General features: G+C 68.0%; 15 protein-coding genes. 1 reads left to right on the forward strand and 14 read right to left on the reverse strand.

Annotated elements, in window-relative coordinates; translation table 11 throughout:
* Nucleotide 1 precedes the first annotated feature (1 nt).
* Nucleotides 2-493 carry an NlpC/P60 family protein gene (locus tag GPX89_RS33490; protein ID WP_157391735.1) on the reverse strand — a complete coding sequence of 164 codons (492 nt, stop codon included), beginning with the start codon at nucleotides 491-493 and terminating at the stop codon, nucleotides 2-4.
* 273 nt (nucleotides 494-766) lie between these two features.
* Entirely contained in the window at nucleotides 767-1,054 is a 288-nt protein-coding gene (locus GPX89_RS33495; RefSeq protein WP_198347718.1) for a hypothetical protein, read from the reverse strand.
* Between the two features lie 131 nt (nucleotides 1,055-1,185).
* On the opposite strand from GPX89_RS33495, the gene GPX89_RS33500 reads away from it, so the two are divergent.
* On the forward strand, nucleotides 1,186-1,764 hold the full coding sequence (locus tag GPX89_RS33500; protein WP_157391736.1) for a TetR/AcrR family transcriptional regulator: 579 nt from the start codon (nucleotides 1,186-1,188) through the stop codon (nucleotides 1,762-1,764).
* Nucleotides 1,765-1,888: 124 nt separating this feature from the next.
* Here GPX89_RS33500 and ileS read toward each other — a convergent pair whose 3' ends face one another.
* From ileS to murD, 12 genes are all read right to left on the reverse strand, one after another.
* A complete protein-coding gene (ileS, locus tag GPX89_RS33505) occupies nucleotides 1,889-5,044 on the reverse strand; it encodes an isoleucine--tRNA ligase (RefSeq protein ID WP_157391737.1) in 3,156 nt (1,051 codons plus the stop codon).
* A 321-nt stretch (nucleotides 5,045-5,365) separates the two neighbouring features.
* Entirely contained in the window at nucleotides 5,366-5,572 is a 207-nt protein-coding gene (locus GPX89_RS33510; protein WP_157391893.1) for a hypothetical protein, read from the reverse strand.
* Nucleotides 5,573-5,698: 126 nt separating this feature from the next.
* Entirely contained in the window at nucleotides 5,699-6,529 is an 831-nt protein-coding gene (gene wag31, locus GPX89_RS33515; protein ID WP_157391738.1) for a DivIVA-like cell division protein Wag31, read from the reverse strand.
* Nucleotides 6,530-6,601: 72 nt separating this feature from the next.
* Nucleotides 6,602-6,904: a YggT family protein gene (locus GPX89_RS33520; RefSeq protein ID WP_328602604.1), complete on the reverse strand. Its 303-nt coding sequence runs from the start codon at nucleotides 6,902-6,904 to the stop codon at nucleotides 6,602-6,604.
* A gap of 278 nt (nucleotides 6,905-7,182) precedes the next feature.
* Nucleotides 7,183-7,980, reverse strand: a complete 798-nt coding sequence (locus GPX89_RS33525; protein WP_157391739.1) for a cell division protein SepF — start codon at nucleotides 7,978-7,980, stop codon at nucleotides 7,183-7,185.
* Nucleotides 7,981-8,084: 104 nt separating this feature from the next.
* Entirely contained in the window at nucleotides 8,085-8,858 is a 774-nt protein-coding gene (locus tag GPX89_RS33530; protein ID WP_157391740.1) for a YggS family pyridoxal phosphate-dependent enzyme, read from the reverse strand.
* Nucleotides 8,855-9,595 carry a peptidoglycan editing factor PgeF gene (gene pgeF / locus GPX89_RS33535; protein ID WP_157391741.1) on the reverse strand — a complete coding sequence of 247 codons (741 nt, stop codon included), beginning with the start codon at nucleotides 9,593-9,595 and terminating at the stop codon, nucleotides 8,855-8,857. The genes GPX89_RS33530 and pgeF overlap by 4 nt, the downstream gene beginning before the upstream one ends.
* A gap of 396 nt (nucleotides 9,596-9,991) precedes the next feature.
* On the reverse strand, nucleotides 9,992-11,260 hold the full coding sequence (gene ftsZ / locus GPX89_RS33540; RefSeq protein WP_157391742.1) for a cell division protein FtsZ: 1,269 nt from the start codon (nucleotides 11,258-11,260) through the stop codon (nucleotides 9,992-9,994).
* Nucleotides 11,261-11,603: 343 nt separating this feature from the next.
* Complete coding sequence (locus GPX89_RS33545) at nucleotides 11,604-12,440, reverse strand: cell division protein FtsQ/DivIB (RefSeq protein ID WP_328602605.1); 837 nt, start codon at nucleotides 12,438-12,440, stop codon at nucleotides 11,604-11,606.
* Between the two features lie 6 nt (nucleotides 12,441-12,446).
* A complete protein-coding gene (gene murC / locus GPX89_RS33550; protein ID WP_157391896.1) occupies nucleotides 12,447-13,892 on the reverse strand; it encodes a UDP-N-acetylmuramate--L-alanine ligase in 1,446 nt (481 codons plus the stop codon).
* 77 nt (nucleotides 13,893-13,969) lie between these two features.
* Nucleotides 13,970-15,499: a putative lipid II flippase FtsW gene (gene ftsW / locus GPX89_RS33555; protein ID WP_157391743.1), complete on the reverse strand. Its 1,530-nt coding sequence runs from the start codon at nucleotides 15,497-15,499 to the stop codon at nucleotides 13,970-13,972.
* Nucleotides 15,496-16,938: a UDP-N-acetylmuramoyl-L-alanine--D-glutamate ligase gene (murD, locus tag GPX89_RS33560; RefSeq protein ID WP_157391897.1), complete on the reverse strand. Its 1,443-nt coding sequence runs from the start codon at nucleotides 16,936-16,938 to the stop codon at nucleotides 15,496-15,498. Before murD ends, ftsW begins: the two co-directional genes overlap by 4 nt.
* Nucleotides 16,939-16,948 lie beyond the last annotated feature (10 nt).

A 16,948-nucleotide genomic window follows, 5' to 3' on the forward strand; every position in this document is an offset into this window, starting at 1 on the left:
TTCAGAAGAACCGGCGAATGGTGTAGATGTCGAACTGGCTCAGCGGAGTCAGCCCCACCGGCACACCCCAGTCGTACGCGTTCAAGACGTTGCCGCCTCCCGCGTAGATGCCTTCGTGGGAGGCGTCATCGTTGAGGATGATCACATCGCCGGGTTGCAATGCGCCGAACGGGACTTCGAGTCCGACCTCGGCCTGCTGCCACGTGGTGCGCGGCAGCATGATGCCGACACTGCGGAAGGCCCACTGCACCAGACCCGAGCAATCCCAGCTGTCCGGACCCGTGCCGCCCCACTCGTAGGGCTTGCCGGTCTGGGTGCCCGCCAGCGCCAGCGCGATCTGAGCGCGCGGGCTGGCGAGCGGCAATTGCGCCGAGCCGCTGGCGCTTCCGGAGAACGATCCGGTGCCGCTGCCCGAGGAAGACCCGGATGCGGAGCCGGAGTCCGCGTGAGCCGCCCCCATCCCCAATGCCGCGGCCACCGTCAGCGCCGCCATAGTCGTGACAAGGTTCCGGAACCTACGAAGCTGCCTTCGAGCCATGTGCGCGCCCCTTCATCGGCGATACCGCGGGAACTGCTTCAGCAAAAGTCGTTAGCTAGCTGATAGCCGTTGTATCGCAGGAGCAACACACGTCACAAGGGAACCCGGGTTGGCGTGTCTCGAGACCCAGATCACTCGCGCCAAAGAAAGACCCGGTCAAGCGAATAGAGCGCGGATACACAAGAGCGCCCTCCCGGATCCGGGAGGGCGCTCTAAGTTTGCTGTAGGTCAGCGGCGCAGCCGCAGGGTCAGGTGGTGGTTGGCCTTGGTCAGCATCGGGATCAGCAGGTAGGCGGTGACCGGGACGACGATGAAGGTCAGGATCAGTGTCCGGACGTAGACCGGCAGGCTGGCCATCTCGGGGCCCAGCAGCGCCAACGCCAGCGTGATGGTCGGGTAGACGGCCAGCCAGGTGATCAGCGCGCGGCGGTGGACCGACGGAACCGTCACGGGGGCGGTCACATTCGCAGCCGGGGTGATGACGGTGGCGGCGGGGGTGGTGACGATGGTGGTCATTGTTCGCTCCTAGCGACCCTGTTCCGATCTTCCAGCGAGACGGTCCGTCTCGTCTTGTTGATGAAGTTAGACCCGTTGACAACCCTTGTCAAGACGAGACGTACCGTCTCGTTTGGCGGTAGTATCGAGGCATGGCATCGGCCCCCAATCCAGAACTGCGCAGCGCCAAGTCCCATCAGGCGATCCTGGACGCGACCTTCGAACTCGCGGTCAGCAAGGGCTACGGCAAACTCACCATCGAGGCCATCGCCGCCAAGGCCGGGGTGGGCAAGCAGACCATCTACCGGTGGTGGCCGTCCAAGGGCGCGATCGCGCTCGAGGCCATCAACGACCAGATCGGTTCCACCACCGACTTTCCCGACACCGGTGACATCGCCGCCGATCTGAAGACCCAGATCAACGGGCTGTCCCGGATGCTGGCCGGCGACGTCGGCTGCGTCTACCGCGGCGTCATCGCGGAGGCGCAGAACGACCCGAAGCTCATGCGGATGGTCCGCGAGACCTTCGTCGAGCCCCGGGCCGAAAAGGGCGCGGTGCGGCTCGAATCCGCCATCCGCGCCGGTCAGATCCGCGACGACCTCTCCGTGCTGGCCATGACGAACATGCTCTACGGCCCGGTCTACGTGCGGTTCCTGCTCGGCGTCGGCGACGTCGCCGACTCGGCGGACCTGGTGGACCCGATCCTCGACGGGCTGCGCCCACGGCCGTGACGGCAAAACGAGCGGGGCGGAACCGATTCGGTTCCGCCCCGCTCGAGATCTGCAGCGCCGCACGATTCCTGACTCCGTGCCCCGCTGCTCCAGCAGCGGGGCAAGGGAATCGAAGGAGTTTCGGCTACGCCTTGACGATCGAGACCTTCACGCCGCCCACGATCTCGGCAGCCTCGGCACCGGCCCCACCGAAAGTGAGTGCGGTGGCGAGGATCTCGCCCGCGATCAGATCGCGGTGGGTCTCCGCCCAGCCGAGCCGCTCGGCCGGGACGTCGAGGACCACGGTGATGCGGTCGGACACGTCCAGCCCCAGCGACTTCCGGGTCTCCTGCAGGTCGCGGATGAGGTCGCGGGCCCAGCCCTCGGCCTCGAGCTCCTCGGTGACCACCGAGTTCAGCACCACCAGACCGGCATTGCCGGGCAGGGCGGCGGTGGACTCGGGCTCGGCGGCGACCAGGCGCTGGGTGTATTCCTCGGGCAGCAGGGCGATTCCGGCGGCGCTGACGGTGCCGTCGGCGGCCTCGCTCCACTCACCGGCCTTGACCGCCTTGATGACCGTCTGCACCTCCTTGCCGATGCGGGGTCCGGCGGCGCGGGCGTTCACCACGAGTTCGAAGCGGCCGTGCGCGGCCACATCGGTGGTGAGGTCGACGCGCTTGACGTTCACCTCGTCGGCGATGAGATCCACGAAGGGCCGCAGGCGTTCCGCGTCGGCGGCGGCCACGGTGACCTCCGAGAGCGGCAGGCGCACCCGGAGATTCTGCGCCTTGCGCAGGCTCAGCACCGTGGAGCAGACCGTGCGGACCTCGTCCATGGCCGACACCAGCTCGGCGTCGTGCGGGAGCTCGGTCTCGCTCGGCCAGTCGGCCAGGTGCACCGAGCGCTCGCCGGTGAGGCCGCGCCAGATCACCTCGGCGATGAGCGGCAGCAGCGGGGCCGCCAGCCGCGTGGTCACCTCGAGCACCGTGTGCAGGGTGTCGATGGCGTCGCGGTCCTCTTCCCAGAAGCGCGAACGCGACCGGCGCACATACCAGTTGGTGAGCGCGTCGGCGAAGGTGCGCAGCTCGTCGCACGCGGTGGCGACGTCGTACACCTCGAGCGCCTCGGTCATCGCGTCGCGGGTCGCCGCGAGCTTGGCCAGGATGTACCGGTCGAGAACGTGCTTCGAGTCCGTGCGCCAGGCGCCCGGCTCGGTGGCGTACAGCTGCAGGAACGTCCACGCGTTCCACAGCGGGCGCAGCGCCTGGCTGACGCCCTCGCGGATACCGCGCTCGGTGACGATCAGGTTGCCGCCGCGCAGCACCGGCGACGCCATGAGGAACCACCGCATGGCGTCGGAGCCGTCGCGGTCGAACACCTCGTTGACGTCCGGGTAGTTGCCCTTGGACTTGGACATCTTGAGGCCGTCGTCGCCGAGCACGATGCCGTGCGCCACAACGGACTTGAACGCCGGGCGGTCGAACAGCGCGGTCGAGAGGATGTGCAGGTTGTAGAACCAGCCGCGGGTCTGGCCGTTGTACTCGACGATGAAGTCGCCGGGGCTGTGCGCCGGCGCGTCCGGAGTTCCCTCGAACCACTCCTTGTTCTCGAAGGGGTAGTGCACCTGCGCGTACGGCATGGACCCGGACTCGAACCAGCAGTCGAGCACCTCGGGGGTGCGCCGCATCATCGACTTCCCGGTCGGGTCATCGGGATTCGGGCGCACCAGCTCGTCGATGCCCGGCCGGTGCAGATCCGTCGGCCGCACGCCGAAGTCCTGCTCGAGCTGATCCAGCGAGCCGTACACGTCCACGCGCGGGTAGGCCGGATCGTCGGAGACCCACACCGGGATCGGCGCGCCCCAGTAGCGGTTGCGGCTGATGTTCCAGTCGTGCGCGTTCTGCAGCCACTTGCCGAACTGGCCGTCGCGGATGTGCTCCGGGACCCAGGTGATCTCCTTGTTGAGCTCCACCATGCGGTCGCGGAAGGTGGTGACCGCCACGAACCACGACGGCACCGCCATGTAGATCAGCGGCTGGCCCGAGCGCCAGGAGTGCGGATAGGAGTGCTCGATGGTCTCGTGCCGCAACAGCTTTCCGGCGGCCTTGAGGTCCTTGATGATGACCGGGTTGGCGTCGAAGACCATCAGGCCCTCGTACGCCGGCACCATCGAGGTGAACTTGCCGCCGGCGTCCAGCGGCTGCACGACCTCGATCCCGTTGGCCGAGGCGACATCCATGTCCTCCTCACCGAACGCGGGCGCGAGGTGCACCACGCCGGTGCCGGAGTCGGTGGTCACGTAGTCGGCGTTGAGCACCCGGTGCGCGTTGGGGTGGCCCAGGAAGAAGTCGAAGGGCGGCAGGTAGTGCAGGCCCTCGAGCGCCGCGCCCGAGTGCTCGGACAGCACGGTCGGCTCCTCGCCCAGTTCGCGGGCGTAGTGCGAGACGCGCTCGGCGGCAAGCACGTAGCGCTTGCCGTCCTTGCCCTCGACGTGGGCGTAGGTGATGTCGGGGTGCACCGCGATCGCGAGGTTGGACGGCAGCGTCCACGGCGTGGTGGTCCAGATGAGGGCGTTGGCGCCGTCGAGCGCGTGCAGCGGGTGGTCGGCCGGGACGCGCAGCACCATGTCGACGGTGACCGCCGGATCCTGGCGCATCCGGTAGGAGTCGTCGAGGCGCGCCTCCTGATTGCTCAGTGGTGTCTGCTCGTACCAGCTGTAGGGCAGCACCCGGAAGCCCTGATAGATCAGGCCCTTGTCGTACAGCGACTTGAACGCCCACATGACCGATTCCATGAAGTCGAGGTCGAGGGTTTTGTAGTCGTTGTCGAAGTCGACCCAGCGCGCCTGACGGGTCACATAGTTACGCCACTCGTTGGTGTAGCGAAGTACCGAGGATTTGCACGCGGCATTGAATTCCGCGAGGCCCATGGCATCGATCTGTGATTTGTCCGTGATACCGAGCTGCTTCTCGGCTTCGATTTCCGCGGGCAGACCGTGAGTATCCCAACCGAATCGTCGTTCCACCTTCTTCCCGCGCATGGTTTGGAAACGCGGGATCAAATCCTTGACGTATCCGGTGAGCAGATGGCCGTAGTGCGGCAATCCGTTGGCGAAGGGCGGACCGTCGTAGAAGACGAATTCCGGTGCATCGGAACGGTTCTCGATGCTGGCACGGAAGGTGTCGTCGGCGGCCCAGTAGTCGAGGACCCGCTGCTCCAGCTCAGGGAAGGACACCTGGCCGCTGGTCTTGCTCAGATCGACGCGGGGGTATGCGCTTCGGGTGGTGGTCTCGTCCGCCATGGCGGCCTCTCGTCTCCTCGTGCCATCACGTGTGGGCACGGGGACGATTCCGGCACTCGGTGCGCCGTAACCGCGGTACCACCCCGCTTGCCCGACCCTGGATCACGAAAACCCTTGTAGGACCGAGCCTCTCGTCGCGAGCTGTGACGGGCTCACCCGTTCGGTTCTACTGAGCGAGCAGGCTCGCCGTTCTTCCGAAGACTCCCCGGTGATGGCCGGATCAACGCCGTAAAACTGTCTCCATACTAGCGGGGCGGGTCCAGCGGTTATTCCGCGGACCCGCCCCACAGCTAGAACTCCATCTATCTCGATCGACTCGCCTCAGTGTTTGGCATGTCTCCCGCCCGGTCGCGACGAGGCATCCTCGTCGTTCTCGGTCCGCAGCGACAACGCACTGACGAGCAACAGCACCGCGCCGATCACGCACACGATGATGCAGCCCCATGCCCAGATCACCGAACCGGTGGTCAGTGCGGTCACCAGCAGGCCGAAACCCACGGCGGCGAGCGCGAGCGTCATCACGAGCAAGTGCACCACCCCCTCGTTGGGCTTCGATGGCTCGGGCCATCGGAGGACTCGAAAGGTTGGCGACGAGGCCACACCGCCCCCGGATTCACCGGGCGCAGTACGACTTCGCTGGCCGTATTACCGACTCTACTTGCTGCCCTTGAGAAGTGCGCCGTTGCCCGACGCGTCCTGGCCGAACTCGCCGCCGTCGACCGGGACAGCCGAACCACGGTTCTCCAGCTCCTCCAGCTGCGACTCCAGGTAGGACTTCAGGCGCACACGGTATTCGCGCTCGAAGGTCTTGAGCTGCTCGATGCGGCTCTCCAGCACGCTGCGCTGCTGGGTGATGGTGGCCATGATCTCGGTGTGCTTACGCTCGGCGTCGGCCTGCAGGGCGTCGGCCTTCTCCTTGGCCTGGCGCAGCTGGGAATCCGAGCGGGTCTGCGCGTCGGACAGCATGGCCTCGGCCTTCTGGCGGGCGTCGGCGATCATGGCCTCGGAGCGGGTCCGCGCGTCGCTGACCAGTCGCTCCGAGTTGGCTCTGGCGTTGGCCAGCAGTTGCTCGGCCTCGGTCTTGGCGTCGGAGGTGAGGCGGTCGGCCATCTCCTGAGCCAGCGAAAGCACCTTGGCGGCCTGCAGATTGGCATCCGCGGAGGGGGCGTCCTGCTTGACCGGGGCGACCGGTACGGGGGCCGGCATCGGAGCCGGGGGCACGGGCGGAGCGGCCTTGATGGGCTCCGGGGCGATGGGCGCCTTCACGGTCTGGACCGCGGGGCCCCGATTCTTCTTGGCATCGGACAGTTCCGCGTCCAACTCGGCAACGCGCTGGCGAAGATCCGCGTTCTCCTCGATGAGGCGTGAGAGCTCCTGCTCGACCAGGTCGAGGAAGGCGTCAACTTCGTCCTCGTTGTATCCGCGCTTCCCGATCGGTGGTTTGCTGAACGCGACGTTATGAACATCGGCGGGGGTCAGCGGCATGGAACGATCCCTTCACGCTTCGTATGGAGATCTAGCGGTAGATCTGGGCAAGCTTTCTTTCGGCTCATTCTGTCACACCTGAGCTACCGACTGCCCTAGCTGGCCCGTGATCGACATCAGGATGAAGACGATAAACAGCAGGACCATAATCGACAGATCGAGCCGAATTCCCCCAAGATTCACTGGGGGTATCAAACGCCTCAGAAGTTTCACCGGAGGGTCGGTGATCGTGAAGATCACCTCCAAGATGATCACCACGAAGCCCGTCGGCCGCCAGTCTCGCGCGAAGCTGCGGATGAACTCGACGATGACTCGGCTGATCAGCAGCAGCCAGAAGAGGAACAGCAGTAGGTTCAACACTCCGAACAGGGCCACCCAACCACTCTGCCTCAGATTCCATGATCGGCAAAATAGAAACACTGATCGCCCCGGTCACAGCTGGGCCGCTGCCGCATGACCGCTGGCCAGGCTCGCTGACACACCCTGTGGCACTCGAATACCCGACAACTCGGGCGCAAGACTCCCCCACGATTCCCCCGCGACTTCGTCGCAACCCCCGTATACGCGGCGCAATTCATTGCCGCGGTTAAGTTTTGGCCCCCACGCCAACCCCCGGCTGCCGCCGCCGCGTATCCGCAGCCGACGGCAGCTCGTTACTTCTGGTTGTAGAAGCCGTTTTCCGCGATCCGGCGACGCTCCTCGGCGGAGACGTCCACGTCCGCGGGCGACAGCAGGAAGACCTTCGTCGCGACCTTGTCGAACGAACCGCGAAGGGCGAAGGCCAGTCCCGCGGCGAAGTCCACGAGACGACGCGCGTCGGAGTTGGACATCTCGACCAGATCCATGATCACCGGGGTGCCGTCGCGGAAGCGCTCGCCGATGATGGCGGCCTCCGCGTAGGTGCGCGGGCGCAGCGTGGTGATCTTGGACAAGGTGCCTCCGTCCTCGAAGATCTGGGGACGGCGGGCCGCCTCGATCCGGCGCTCCTGCTCCCGCAGGTCCTCGATGCGACGCTCCGCGTCGGTATCCATCGCGAGCGCGCCGCGGGTGCTGCCGCGCACCATGGGCGCGCTGCCGCCCATGGTCCGGGTGCGGCTGGACGGGGCGGTGTCGATGCGGGTGGGGCGACGGGCCGGCTCGTAGCGGTCGTCGGCGTCGTAGCGGTCGCGGTGATCGCGCTCGCGGACGTCGTCGGCGTAGTCGTCGCGACGGGAGGCGCTGTAGGCCGGCTTGTAGGGGGCCTTGTACGACGGCTCGTAGGCGGGCTCGTCGTCGTAGTCGCGCTCGGCGTACCGGTCGTAGTCGCGCTCCCGTTCCCCGTAGGCACGGGGACGACGCTGGCCACGCTCATCGGCGTTCCGGGCGGCTCCGCGGTCGTCGACGTAGTCGTCTTCGTAATCCTCGAGCGGAACCATCCCGAAGTACGCCTTGAACTTGTGCAGCGTGCTCATCTGGTCGACCTTCCTTCGGCCCCGGTTGGCCTGGGGTGTTGTCCTGCTCAGACCTCATCTGTCACCAAGCATATGTTTCAAATGTGACTGGTGAGGTTTCTTTGCTACGCCGAGGTTATCGGTCGCGCGCCCATCAGGGCAGTACCGACACGCACGCACGTGCTCCCGTGGCGGATGGCCGACTCCAAGTCGCCGGACATGCCCGCCGACAGTTCGATCGCGGCGGGGTGGACGGTCGTTAATGAGGCGTGGATGCGGGCGAGTTGCTCGAAGGCGGCATCGGGTTCCACATCCAGCGGCGGGATCGCCATCAGGCCCGCGAGCTGCAGCGATTCCGAGGCGGCGACCTGATCGGCGAGGGCGAGCAGGGCCGCGTCCCGGACGCCGCCGCGCTCGGGGTCGGCGTCGAGGGAGACCTGGAGCAGCACGCGCAAGGGGGTAGTCCGGATTCCGTCGTCGAGAGCGGCCCGGGCACCCGCGTCGAGGGCGCTCGCGAGCCGGTCGCTATCCACCGAGTAGACCGTATCGGCCCAGCGTGCAACGGCTTTCGCCTTGTTCCGCTGGAGCCGGCCGATGAACTCCCAGCGTATCTGGGACAGGTGTCCCAGCTGCGCCACCTTGCTCGCGGCCTCCTGTTCGCGGGATTCGCCGAACTCGCGGCGGCCCAGGTGATAGAGGATCTCGATATCCGAGGCCGGGAAGAACTTGGTCACCGGGAGCAGCCGGACCTCGCCCGGGTCACGCCCCGCGGCCACGCACGCTGCGTCGATACGCTGCAAGAGTGCTGAGAGCGAGGTTTCGAGCTCGGCGGCCCGCCCCGTCGCGGGAGTGACCTGCGCCGCATCGGATCCCTGTGCGGCGGTGAAGCTTTCGGTCATTCTGAAACTCCCTCGGATGACATCCAAATCACACCGGCGAGTCTTCCCGTCGGCGCGCCGCGCCGGTGTGAGAACAGCGTCTTGTCCTCGATGGTGCAGCGCGGGTCCATCGCCACCGCGCCCACCCCGGCCGCCTCGAGCTGACGGCGGATGCCCGCGCGCAGATCCAGCCCCGGCGTGCCCTGGGCGGTGGTGGTCGCGCTGCCGGGCAGGTGCGCCTCGACATCGGCGCGCATGGCGGCGGGCACCTCGTACTGGCGACCGCTGGCCGCCGGGCCGAGGAACGCGCCGATGCGCTCGGGCTTCGCCCCGACCGACACCATGGCCTCGAGCACGCGGGGCACGATCCCGATCCGCGCGCCGATCCGTCCGGCATGCACAGCCGCGATAACCCCGGCCTCGTCATCGGACAACAGAATCGGCACACAGTCAGCAGTCAGCACCACCAGCGCCAGATCCCGCCGCGTGGTCACCAACGCATCGGTGGCAGGCACCGCCTCCGCCCGCGGCCCATCCACGATCTCCACATTCCGCCCATGGATCTGTTCCATCCACACCAACTGCTCCGGCAAGAGCCCCAAACTCTCCGCAAGCCGAACCCGATTGCGCCGCACCGCCTCCGGATCGTCCCCCACGTGATCGCCCAGATTGAACGAGTCGTAAGGCGCCCGCGAGAACCCGCCCGCTCTGGTCGTCACAACCCGCCGAGTTCGAAAAGTCGGTACAGCAGAAGTCATACCGTCGAGCGTAGTAGCCACCCCCAGGCAACCCAGCACTCCCCAAACCCACCCCCGCGTCGAGTGGCACACCCCGGAGAGCATTTGTCCTGAATGCCCAGAAAAATGTGCCACTCATCGCCTGGTTCGAGGAGGTGGTGGTGTGTTTTGCGGAACGCGCCGGGATTTCGTGGGTTTCGGGACGTGAGGGGGCTGGGACCGGAGGTCGCGAGCGGCGAGCCAGGCCGCCTCTCTTCCTGATCCAGGCGTCGCCCGACCGGTGAGGGCTGGGACGTGCCGATCCCCCGTTGTCCCGGTGGGCACCGATGGCCCGAGGGGCCGCCAACGAATGCCGATGCGCCCGCTCCGGATCGGAGCGGGCGCATCGTGTGATGGATCCCCTAGCGGCGCTTGGACTTACCGGCGCATGAAGGACGGCACGTCGACATCGTCGTCATCGGCGTCCGGCGGCTGGATGTGGCCGCGGGAGTTGCCGCCGATGGTGGGATCGACCGCGGGGCGCGGGGCGCCGTAGGACGGGGCCGGACCGCGCTCGGTCACCGGGGCGGGCGGCGGGGTGACCGGAGCCGGGGGCGGTTCGACCGGACGCGCGGGCTCGGCGGCCCGGGCCGGGGTGTATTCGCTGGTGCGACTCACCGATCCGGCCGAGGCGGACGCCGTGCTCGCCGTGGTCGCGCTGCCGAAGCGGCCGACCGCGGGTTCGATGCGCCGGGCCGGACCGCTGCCGTCGAAGCCCGCCGCGATGACGGTCACGCGGACCTCGTCGCCGAGCGAGTCGTCGATGACCGTACCGAAGATGATGTTGGCCTCGATGTGGGCGGCCTCCTGGACCAGCGAGGCGGCCTCGTTGATCTCGAACAGACCGAGGTCCGAACCACCCGCGATGGAGAGCAGCACGCCGTGCGCGCCGTCCATGGAGGCTTCCAGCAGTGGCGAATTGATCGCCGCCTCGGCCGCCTTCACCGATCGGCCCTCACCGCGCGCGGAGCCGATGCCCATGAGGGCCGAGCCCGCACCGGACATGACGGACTTGACGTCGGCGAAGTCGACGTTGATCAGACCCGGGGTGGTGATCAGGTCGGTGATGCCCTGAACACCGTTGAGCAGCACCTCATCCGCGGAGCGGAAGGCGTCCATGAGGCTCACGGCCGCGTCGCCCAGCTGCAGCAGGCGGTCGTTGGGGATGACGATGAGGGTGTCGCAGGACTCGCGCAGGGCCTGGATGCCCGCCTCGGCCTGATTGCTGCGGCGCTTGCCCTCGAACGAGAACGGCCGTGTCACAACACCGATGGTGAGCGCGCCGAGTTTGCGGGCGATGGAGGCCACGACGGGCGCGCCGCCGGTGCCCGTGCCGCCGCCCTCGCCGGCGGTCACGAAGACCATGTCGGCGCCCTTGAGGACTTCCTCGATCTCGTCCTTGTGGTCCTCGGCGGCCTTGCGGCCGACCTCGGGATCGGCGCCGGCGCCCAGACCGCGGGTGAGTTCGCGGCCGACGTCGAGCTTGACGTCGGCGTCGGACATCAACAGAGCCTGCGCGTCGGTGTTGACCGCGATGAACTCGACTCCCTTGAGTCCCTGTTCGATCATCCGGTTGACGGCATTCACGCCGCCGCCGCCGATACCGACGACCTTGATCACAGCAAGGTAGTTGTGCGGGGGCGTCATGGGCTCTCGCCTTCCTTCGATCTGAAACAGCTGTCGTCTTCGGTTACTCGCCATACGCCGGTCCCGAGGCTTCGGTCCAGCGAACCGAAATGATCTCGGTCCGATAAACCCTCAACCATAGGTTCAGCGTTATGTCAAGTATCCGACTGGTGCCGAACGGTATTCGCAGCCACCGCGTTACTCGTGCAGGCGCGCCGAAACGAGTGTCAGAATCTTGTGTGATTCGACTCGTCCGACCCACCTGAGCATCGTATCGTGGACGGTTGCCCTCCGGTCCTGGATCGGAACCGACGGTGCCCTTCCGGCAAACCACCGAAAATTTCGGCGGCCCAATGGGTATCGCTCACTTTACCGTGACCAGATTCGGACTCGAAACATCGAATACCTTGCCCGGCTGGGAAAGCAGGGGTCCGACCACCGCCGCCTTGCGCGTGGAGTCCGCGGTTCCACCCCACAGCACGGTGCGGCCGTCGCGCAACTCCAGGGCAATATCCGAAACCGAGCGGGCCACAACCGCTCCCACGCCGAGCTGGTCACGTAGTGGTATCGGCATGGCGGCCATGACCGCTACCGCGGCCTTGGTCACCGAATCCGAACCGCCCGGATGGTCGGTAATGAGTTTGGGCACTCCGGGTCCGGGCGGCTCGATCGCGAATTCCACGCTGTCGCAATCGAGCAGGTGTGTCCCATCCGGGCTGTCGAAGTAGAGCACCGGGGTGCGCTCGACCACGGTCACCTGGACGGTGGACGGGAACTCCCGCTGCACCCGCACGGAGCGGACCTTGGGCAGCCGCGAGACCCGCTCGGCCAGGGCGTCGGTGTCCAGTCGCATCATCGACAGGCCCTCGGGGACCTGCAGCGCATCCAGAACCTGTTGCTCCGGAACGGCGGCCAGGCCCTGGACGTGGACCGTGCGGACCGACAGCAGTGGGGTGAACCAGGCGACCAGTCCGAGTGCGATCACCACCACCACGCCGGCCGCCACGCCCAGCCGGACCTTGCCGGACCGCCAGGCGCTCAGGGCCCGGGATTCACGACGGGCCCGGCCACGCCGTAACCGGGCGCGCCGGACCGCGGCGGAGGGCTCATGGTCCTCCTCCGATTCGTACTCAGCGGAATCGGCGTGGTCCCAATCGTCTTCCGCCATATCCGGCGTCTGCTCTCCCCCACCCGAGGTCATCCGTGCTCACCGCCCGTGGCCGGGTCGCGCGCGCAGACCGTCCAGGATCTGACCGCCCAGCATGGTCACATCGCCCGCGCCCATGGTGATCACCACGTCGCCCGGCCGCGCCAGCGCGCCCACCTGCTTGCCGACCCGCGACATATCCGGCTGGTAGTGCACGGGTTTGGTGACCGCGTTGGCCACCAGCGCGCCGTTCACGCCCGGCAGCGGCTCCTCGCGCGCGCCGTACACGTCGAGCACGACCACCTCGTCGGCCAGCGACAGCGCCGAACCGAACTCGGCGGCGAAAGTGGCGGTGCGGCTGTACAAGTGGGGCTGGAAGACCACGATCACCCGGCCCGGACGCGAACGCGCGCCGTCACGGGCCTCCTGGGCGACCAGTTCCGCGGCGGCGGAGAGCACCGCGCGCACCTCGGTCGGGTGGTGGGCGTAGTCGTCGAAGACGCGCACGCCGTTCTCGCGTCCGGTGAGCTGGAAGCGGCGGTGCACGCCACCGAAACCCTCCAGGCCCTGGATGATTTCGCCCATATCGGCCCCGGTGGCGCGGGCGGCCAGCAGCGCGCCGAGCGCGTTGAGGGCCATGTGGCGGCCGGGCACCGACAGCCGCAGGGTGCGCGGGGCGGGCTCGTCGGAGAGCTGGAAGACGGCCACGCCGCCGACATCGCGGGGTTCCCAGGACAGCAGCTGCGCGCCGACGGAGACGCCCGCGTCGGTGAAATCTCCGGAGCCGTAACCGATCACCTGGATGTCGCGCGGATCGTCCTTCAGCTTGGCCGCGGAACGCTGCGCCAGCCCGAGCGAACCCGGATCGTCGAGGCACACCACCAGGCGGCCGCCCGGTTCGAGCCGGTCCACGAAGTCGTCGAAGACCTGGACGTACGCCTCGTCGGTACCGAAGTAATCCAGATGGTCGGATTCGATATTGGTGACCACCGCGACATCCGGCGCGTACTGCAGCAGCGACCCGTCGCTCTCGTCGGCCTCGGCCACGAAGATCCCGCCGGTGCCGTGGTGGGCATTGGTGCCCGCCTCGTTGAGCTCGCCGCCGACCGCGAAGGACGGGTCGAGGCCGCAGTGCTGCAGGGCCACCACCAGCATGGAGGTGGTCGAGGTCTTGCCGTGGGTGCCCGACACCAGCAGCGTCTTGTGCCCCTGCATGAGCGAGGCCAGCACCGCGGGGCGCAGCAGCACGGGCACCCCGCGCTGGTGCGCCTCCACCAGTTCGGGATTGGTCTTGGGGATGGCGGCGTAGGTGGTGACCACGGCGGTCGGCCCGCCGGGCAGCAGGTCCAGCGCGCTGCCGTCGTGCCCGATGCGCACCTGGGCGCCGCGCGCCCGCAGCGCCAGCACGGTGCGGCTCTCCTTGGCGTCCGAGCCGGACACCATGCCGCCGCGCGACAGCAGAATTCGGGCGATACCGGACATACCGGCACCACCGATGCCGATCATGTGCACGCGCCGCAGGTGGTCGGGTAAATCGGTGTTTGCTTGCGCGGTGGTCGCATCGCTGTCCGGCCGCTCCACTGTCACCTCGAATTACCCCGTTCCCTGGCGTGTTTCATCGGATAGTTGGGTTCCCAGGCCCGGGTGCCGCGCCAGGACTCGGTGGAACGCGAACTGCGTTCCGTCGAGCGGCCGCTGCGCCGGGCCGAATCCGAATCTATCGACCGCCGTGACGACTGCTCCGAGCCGCCCCGGCCTCGGCCCGATGGTAGCGCGCGCTTGGGCTGGCTCGGCGCGACCTTGGCCTTCGCCTTGCCGCGGGCCCGCGCGGCCGCCGCCTTGTCGCGGGCGGCGCGAGCCCGTGTGGGCGAATACATTTCGGGTTTGGGCAGCCGCAGCAGGCGGCTGAAGCGGCCGTCCCCGCCGGCGTGCAGGGCCGCCACCGCCTCCGGTTCGTGCCGGGCGGCATTGGCGATGATGCCGAACATGAGCAGGGTGATGGCCAGCGACGAACCGCCCGCCGACACCAGCGGCAGCTGCAGACCGGTCACCGGCAGCAAACCCACGACATAGCCGACATTGATCAGCGCCTGCCCGGTGATCCAGGTGGTGGCCGAGGCGGTCAGCAGGCGGATGAACGGGTCCACCGAGCGGGTGGCGATGCGCAGTCCGGTGTAGACGAACAGCGCGAAAAGCCCCAATACCAGCGCACATCCGAGGAATCCGAGCTCCTCGCCGATGATGGCGAAGATGAAGTCGTTGTGCGCGTTGGGCAGATAGCTCCATTTGGCCCGCGACTGTCCCAGCCCGCGGCCCCAGATGCCGCCGTCGGCAAGGGAATACATGGCCTGGCGGGCCTGATAGCCGATGCCCTGCGGATCCGAGCCGGGGCTGAAGAAGGCCCGCATGCGGTCGGAGCGGTATCCGGCCGAGAGCGCGAGGATGCCCGCCGCGACGCCACCGGACACCGCGATGGTGACGAACATGCGCAGCGGCAGCCCGCCGAACCACAGCAGCGCGGTCAGCACGATGCCCAGCGCGATGGTGGTGGAGAGGTTGGGTTCCAGCACGACCAGGAAACACACCAGCAGGCCCGCGGGCACCAGCGGCATGAGAATGTCCTTGTACCCGGCCTTTTCGGTGGCGCGCGAGGCCAGCAGATGCGAACCCCACACCACCAGTGTGATTTTCACGATCTCCGACGGCTGCACCGAGACCACGCCGAGGTCGAACCAGCGCCGCGAACCCTGCACCTCGGTGCCGATGCCCGGAATCAGCACCAGTACCAGCAGCACCACCGACAGCGCGAAGACCGGAAACGACAGCCGCCGCATCACCCGCAGCGGGACGCGCAGCGCGATGTAGAACAGCACCGCGCCGAACGCCGCCATCATGGCCTGCTGGATGAACAGCGAATAGGCCGATCCGCCATCGGCATACGACTCGACGCTCGAGGCCGAGAGCACCATGACCAGGCCCAGCACGGTGAGCAGCACCGCGATGGCCACGACGAGATGGAACGACGCCAGCGGGCGGGCCAGCCATGCTCCGAACCATCCGGTTCGCGCACGCGGACCCTGGTTCCCGACCCGCCGTGGCGTCGCCGTCGTCATTCGGTTCTCCCGATGTCCTTCTCGTCCAGGGCCTGCACGGCGGCCGCGAAGCTGCGCCCGCGGTGCGTGTAGTCGGCGAACATGTCCAGGGACGCCGCGGCCGGGGCCAGCAGCACGGTGTCGCCGCGGTGGGCGAATCCCGCCGCCACGCGCACCGCGCGCGCCATCACCGCGTCGGGTTCGATCTCGGTGAAGGGGTCACCCATTCGAGCATCGTCCCCCGAATTCAGCTCCACGACCGGGACATCCGGGGCGTGTCGCGCGAGTGCGGCCGCGATCACCGCCGCGTCCTGGCCGAACAGCACGGCCGCCACCAGATGCTCGCGGCACTCCTCGATGAGGTCCTCGACCCCGGCGCCCTTGAGCTGACCGCCCGCCACCCAGATCACATTGGGGTGGGCCAGGATCGAGGAGCGCGCGGCGTGCGGATTGGTCGCCTTGGAGTCGTCGACGAATTCGACGCCCGCCAGCTCCCGCACGAAGGCCGCCCGGTGCGGGCCGACCTTGTGCTCCTGCAGGCCCTCCTTGACGAACTGCGGTGCCACGTCGATGGATCTGGTGAGGGCGGCCGCGGCGAGCGCGTCGGCCACCCCGGCCGGGCCCTGCGGGCTGATGTCGCCGACCTCGGCCAGAATGGCGGCCTTGGTGAAGGCGCGATCGAGCAGCTTGCCGTCGACCACGCCGAGCTCGCCGTCGGCGGGCACGCCGATGCGGAAGCCGACGGTGCGGCGCGCCTTGGACTTCCGCGCCAGCGCGGAGGCCACCGCGTCGTCCAGGCCGACCACGCCGACCCGTCCGGTCAGGGCGCGCGCCTTCGCGGCGGCGTAGGCGTCCAGGCCGCCGTGCCAATCCAGGTGATCCTCGGCCACATTCAGCACCACGCCCGCCTCGGGCCGCACCGAGGGCGCCCAATGCAGCTGGAACGAGGACAATTCCACCGCGAGGATCTGCGGGCCGGGCGAGCGGCGCAGCGCGTCCAGAATGGGCAGGCCGATATTGCCGCAGGCCACGGACGGGATACCGGCGGCACGCAGGATCGAGTGCGTCATCTGCGTGGTGGTGGTCTTGCCGTTGGTGCCGGTGATCACCAGCCACTTGCGGACCGGACCATAGATGCGAGCCTGATCCACCCACCAGGCGAACTCGACGTCACCCCACACCGGGATGCCCTCGGTGACCGCGGACACCAGGACCGGCGAATCCGGCCGCCAGCCCGGGCTGGTGATCACCAGCGCGAACCGTTGCAGCGCATCGGGTTCCAGCAGATCCTCGGTGGTGGCGGTGCCCAGGCCGAGTTCGGCGGCCTCGGCCAGCGCCTTGCCGCCGCCGTCGGTGACGATCGGTCGCGCGCCGATGTCCTGCAGCGGCTCGATCAGCGAGCGTCCGGAGACGCCCCAACCGGCCACCAGCACATCACGGCCACGCAGGAACTCGAGCATCGGGCCCGGC

The organism is Nocardia terrae, assembly GCF_009760405.1.
GTDB classification, from domain to species: domain Bacteria; phylum Actinomycetota; class Actinomycetes; order Mycobacteriales; family Mycobacteriaceae; genus Nocardia; species Nocardia terrae.

What these genes read in the sequence shown, in the direction of transcription:
- pgeF (WP_157391741.1), bottom strand. Translation starts at nt 9,595, where the DNA reads ATGACTTCTGCTGTACCGACTTTTCGAACTCGGCGGGTTGTGACGACC.
- murC (WP_157391896.1), bottom strand. Translation starts at nt 13,892, where the DNA reads ATGATCGGCATCGGTGGTGCCGGTATGTCCGGTATCGCCCGAATTCTG.
- GPX89_RS33495 (WP_198347718.1), bottom strand. Translation starts at nt 1,054, where the DNA reads ATGACCACCATCGTCACCACCCCCGCCGCCACCGTCATCACCCCGGCT.
- ileS (WP_157391737.1), bottom strand. Translation starts at nt 5,044, where the DNA reads ATGGCGGACGAGACCACCACCCGAAGCGCATACCCCCGCGTCGATCTG.
- GPX89_RS33525 (WP_157391739.1), bottom strand. Translation starts at nt 7,980, where the DNA reads ATGAGCACGCTGCACAAGTTCAAGGCGTACTTCGGGATGGTTCCGCTC.
- ftsW (WP_157391743.1), bottom strand. Translation starts at nt 15,499, where the DNA reads ATGACGACGGCGACGCCACGGCGGGTCGGGAACCAGGGTCCGCGTGCG.
- GPX89_RS33545 (WP_328602605.1), bottom strand. Translation starts at nt 12,440, where the DNA reads ATGACCTCGGGTGGGGGAGAGCAGACGCCGGATATGGCGGAAGACGAT.
- GPX89_RS33530 (WP_157391740.1), bottom strand. Translation starts at nt 8,858, where the DNA reads ATGACCGAAAGCTTCACCGCCGCACAGGGATCCGATGCGGCGCAGGTC.
- GPX89_RS33490 (WP_157391735.1), bottom strand. Translation starts at nt 493, where the DNA reads ATGGCGGCGCTGACGGTGGCCGCGGCATTGGGGATGGGGGCGGCTCAC.
- wag31 (WP_157391738.1), bottom strand. Translation starts at nt 6,529, where the DNA reads ATGCCGCTGACCCCCGCCGATGTTCATAACGTCGCGTTCAGCAAACCA.
- murD (WP_157391897.1), bottom strand. Translation starts at nt 16,938, where the DNA reads ATGCTCGAGTTCCTGCGTGGCCGTGATGTGCTGGTGGCCGGTTGGGGC.
- ftsZ (WP_157391742.1), bottom strand. Translation starts at nt 11,260, where the DNA reads ATGACGCCCCCGCACAACTACCTTGCTGTGATCAAGGTCGTCGGTATC.
- GPX89_RS33500 (WP_157391736.1), top strand. Translation starts at nt 1,186, where the DNA reads ATGGCATCGGCCCCCAATCCAGAACTGCGCAGCGCCAAGTCCCATCAG.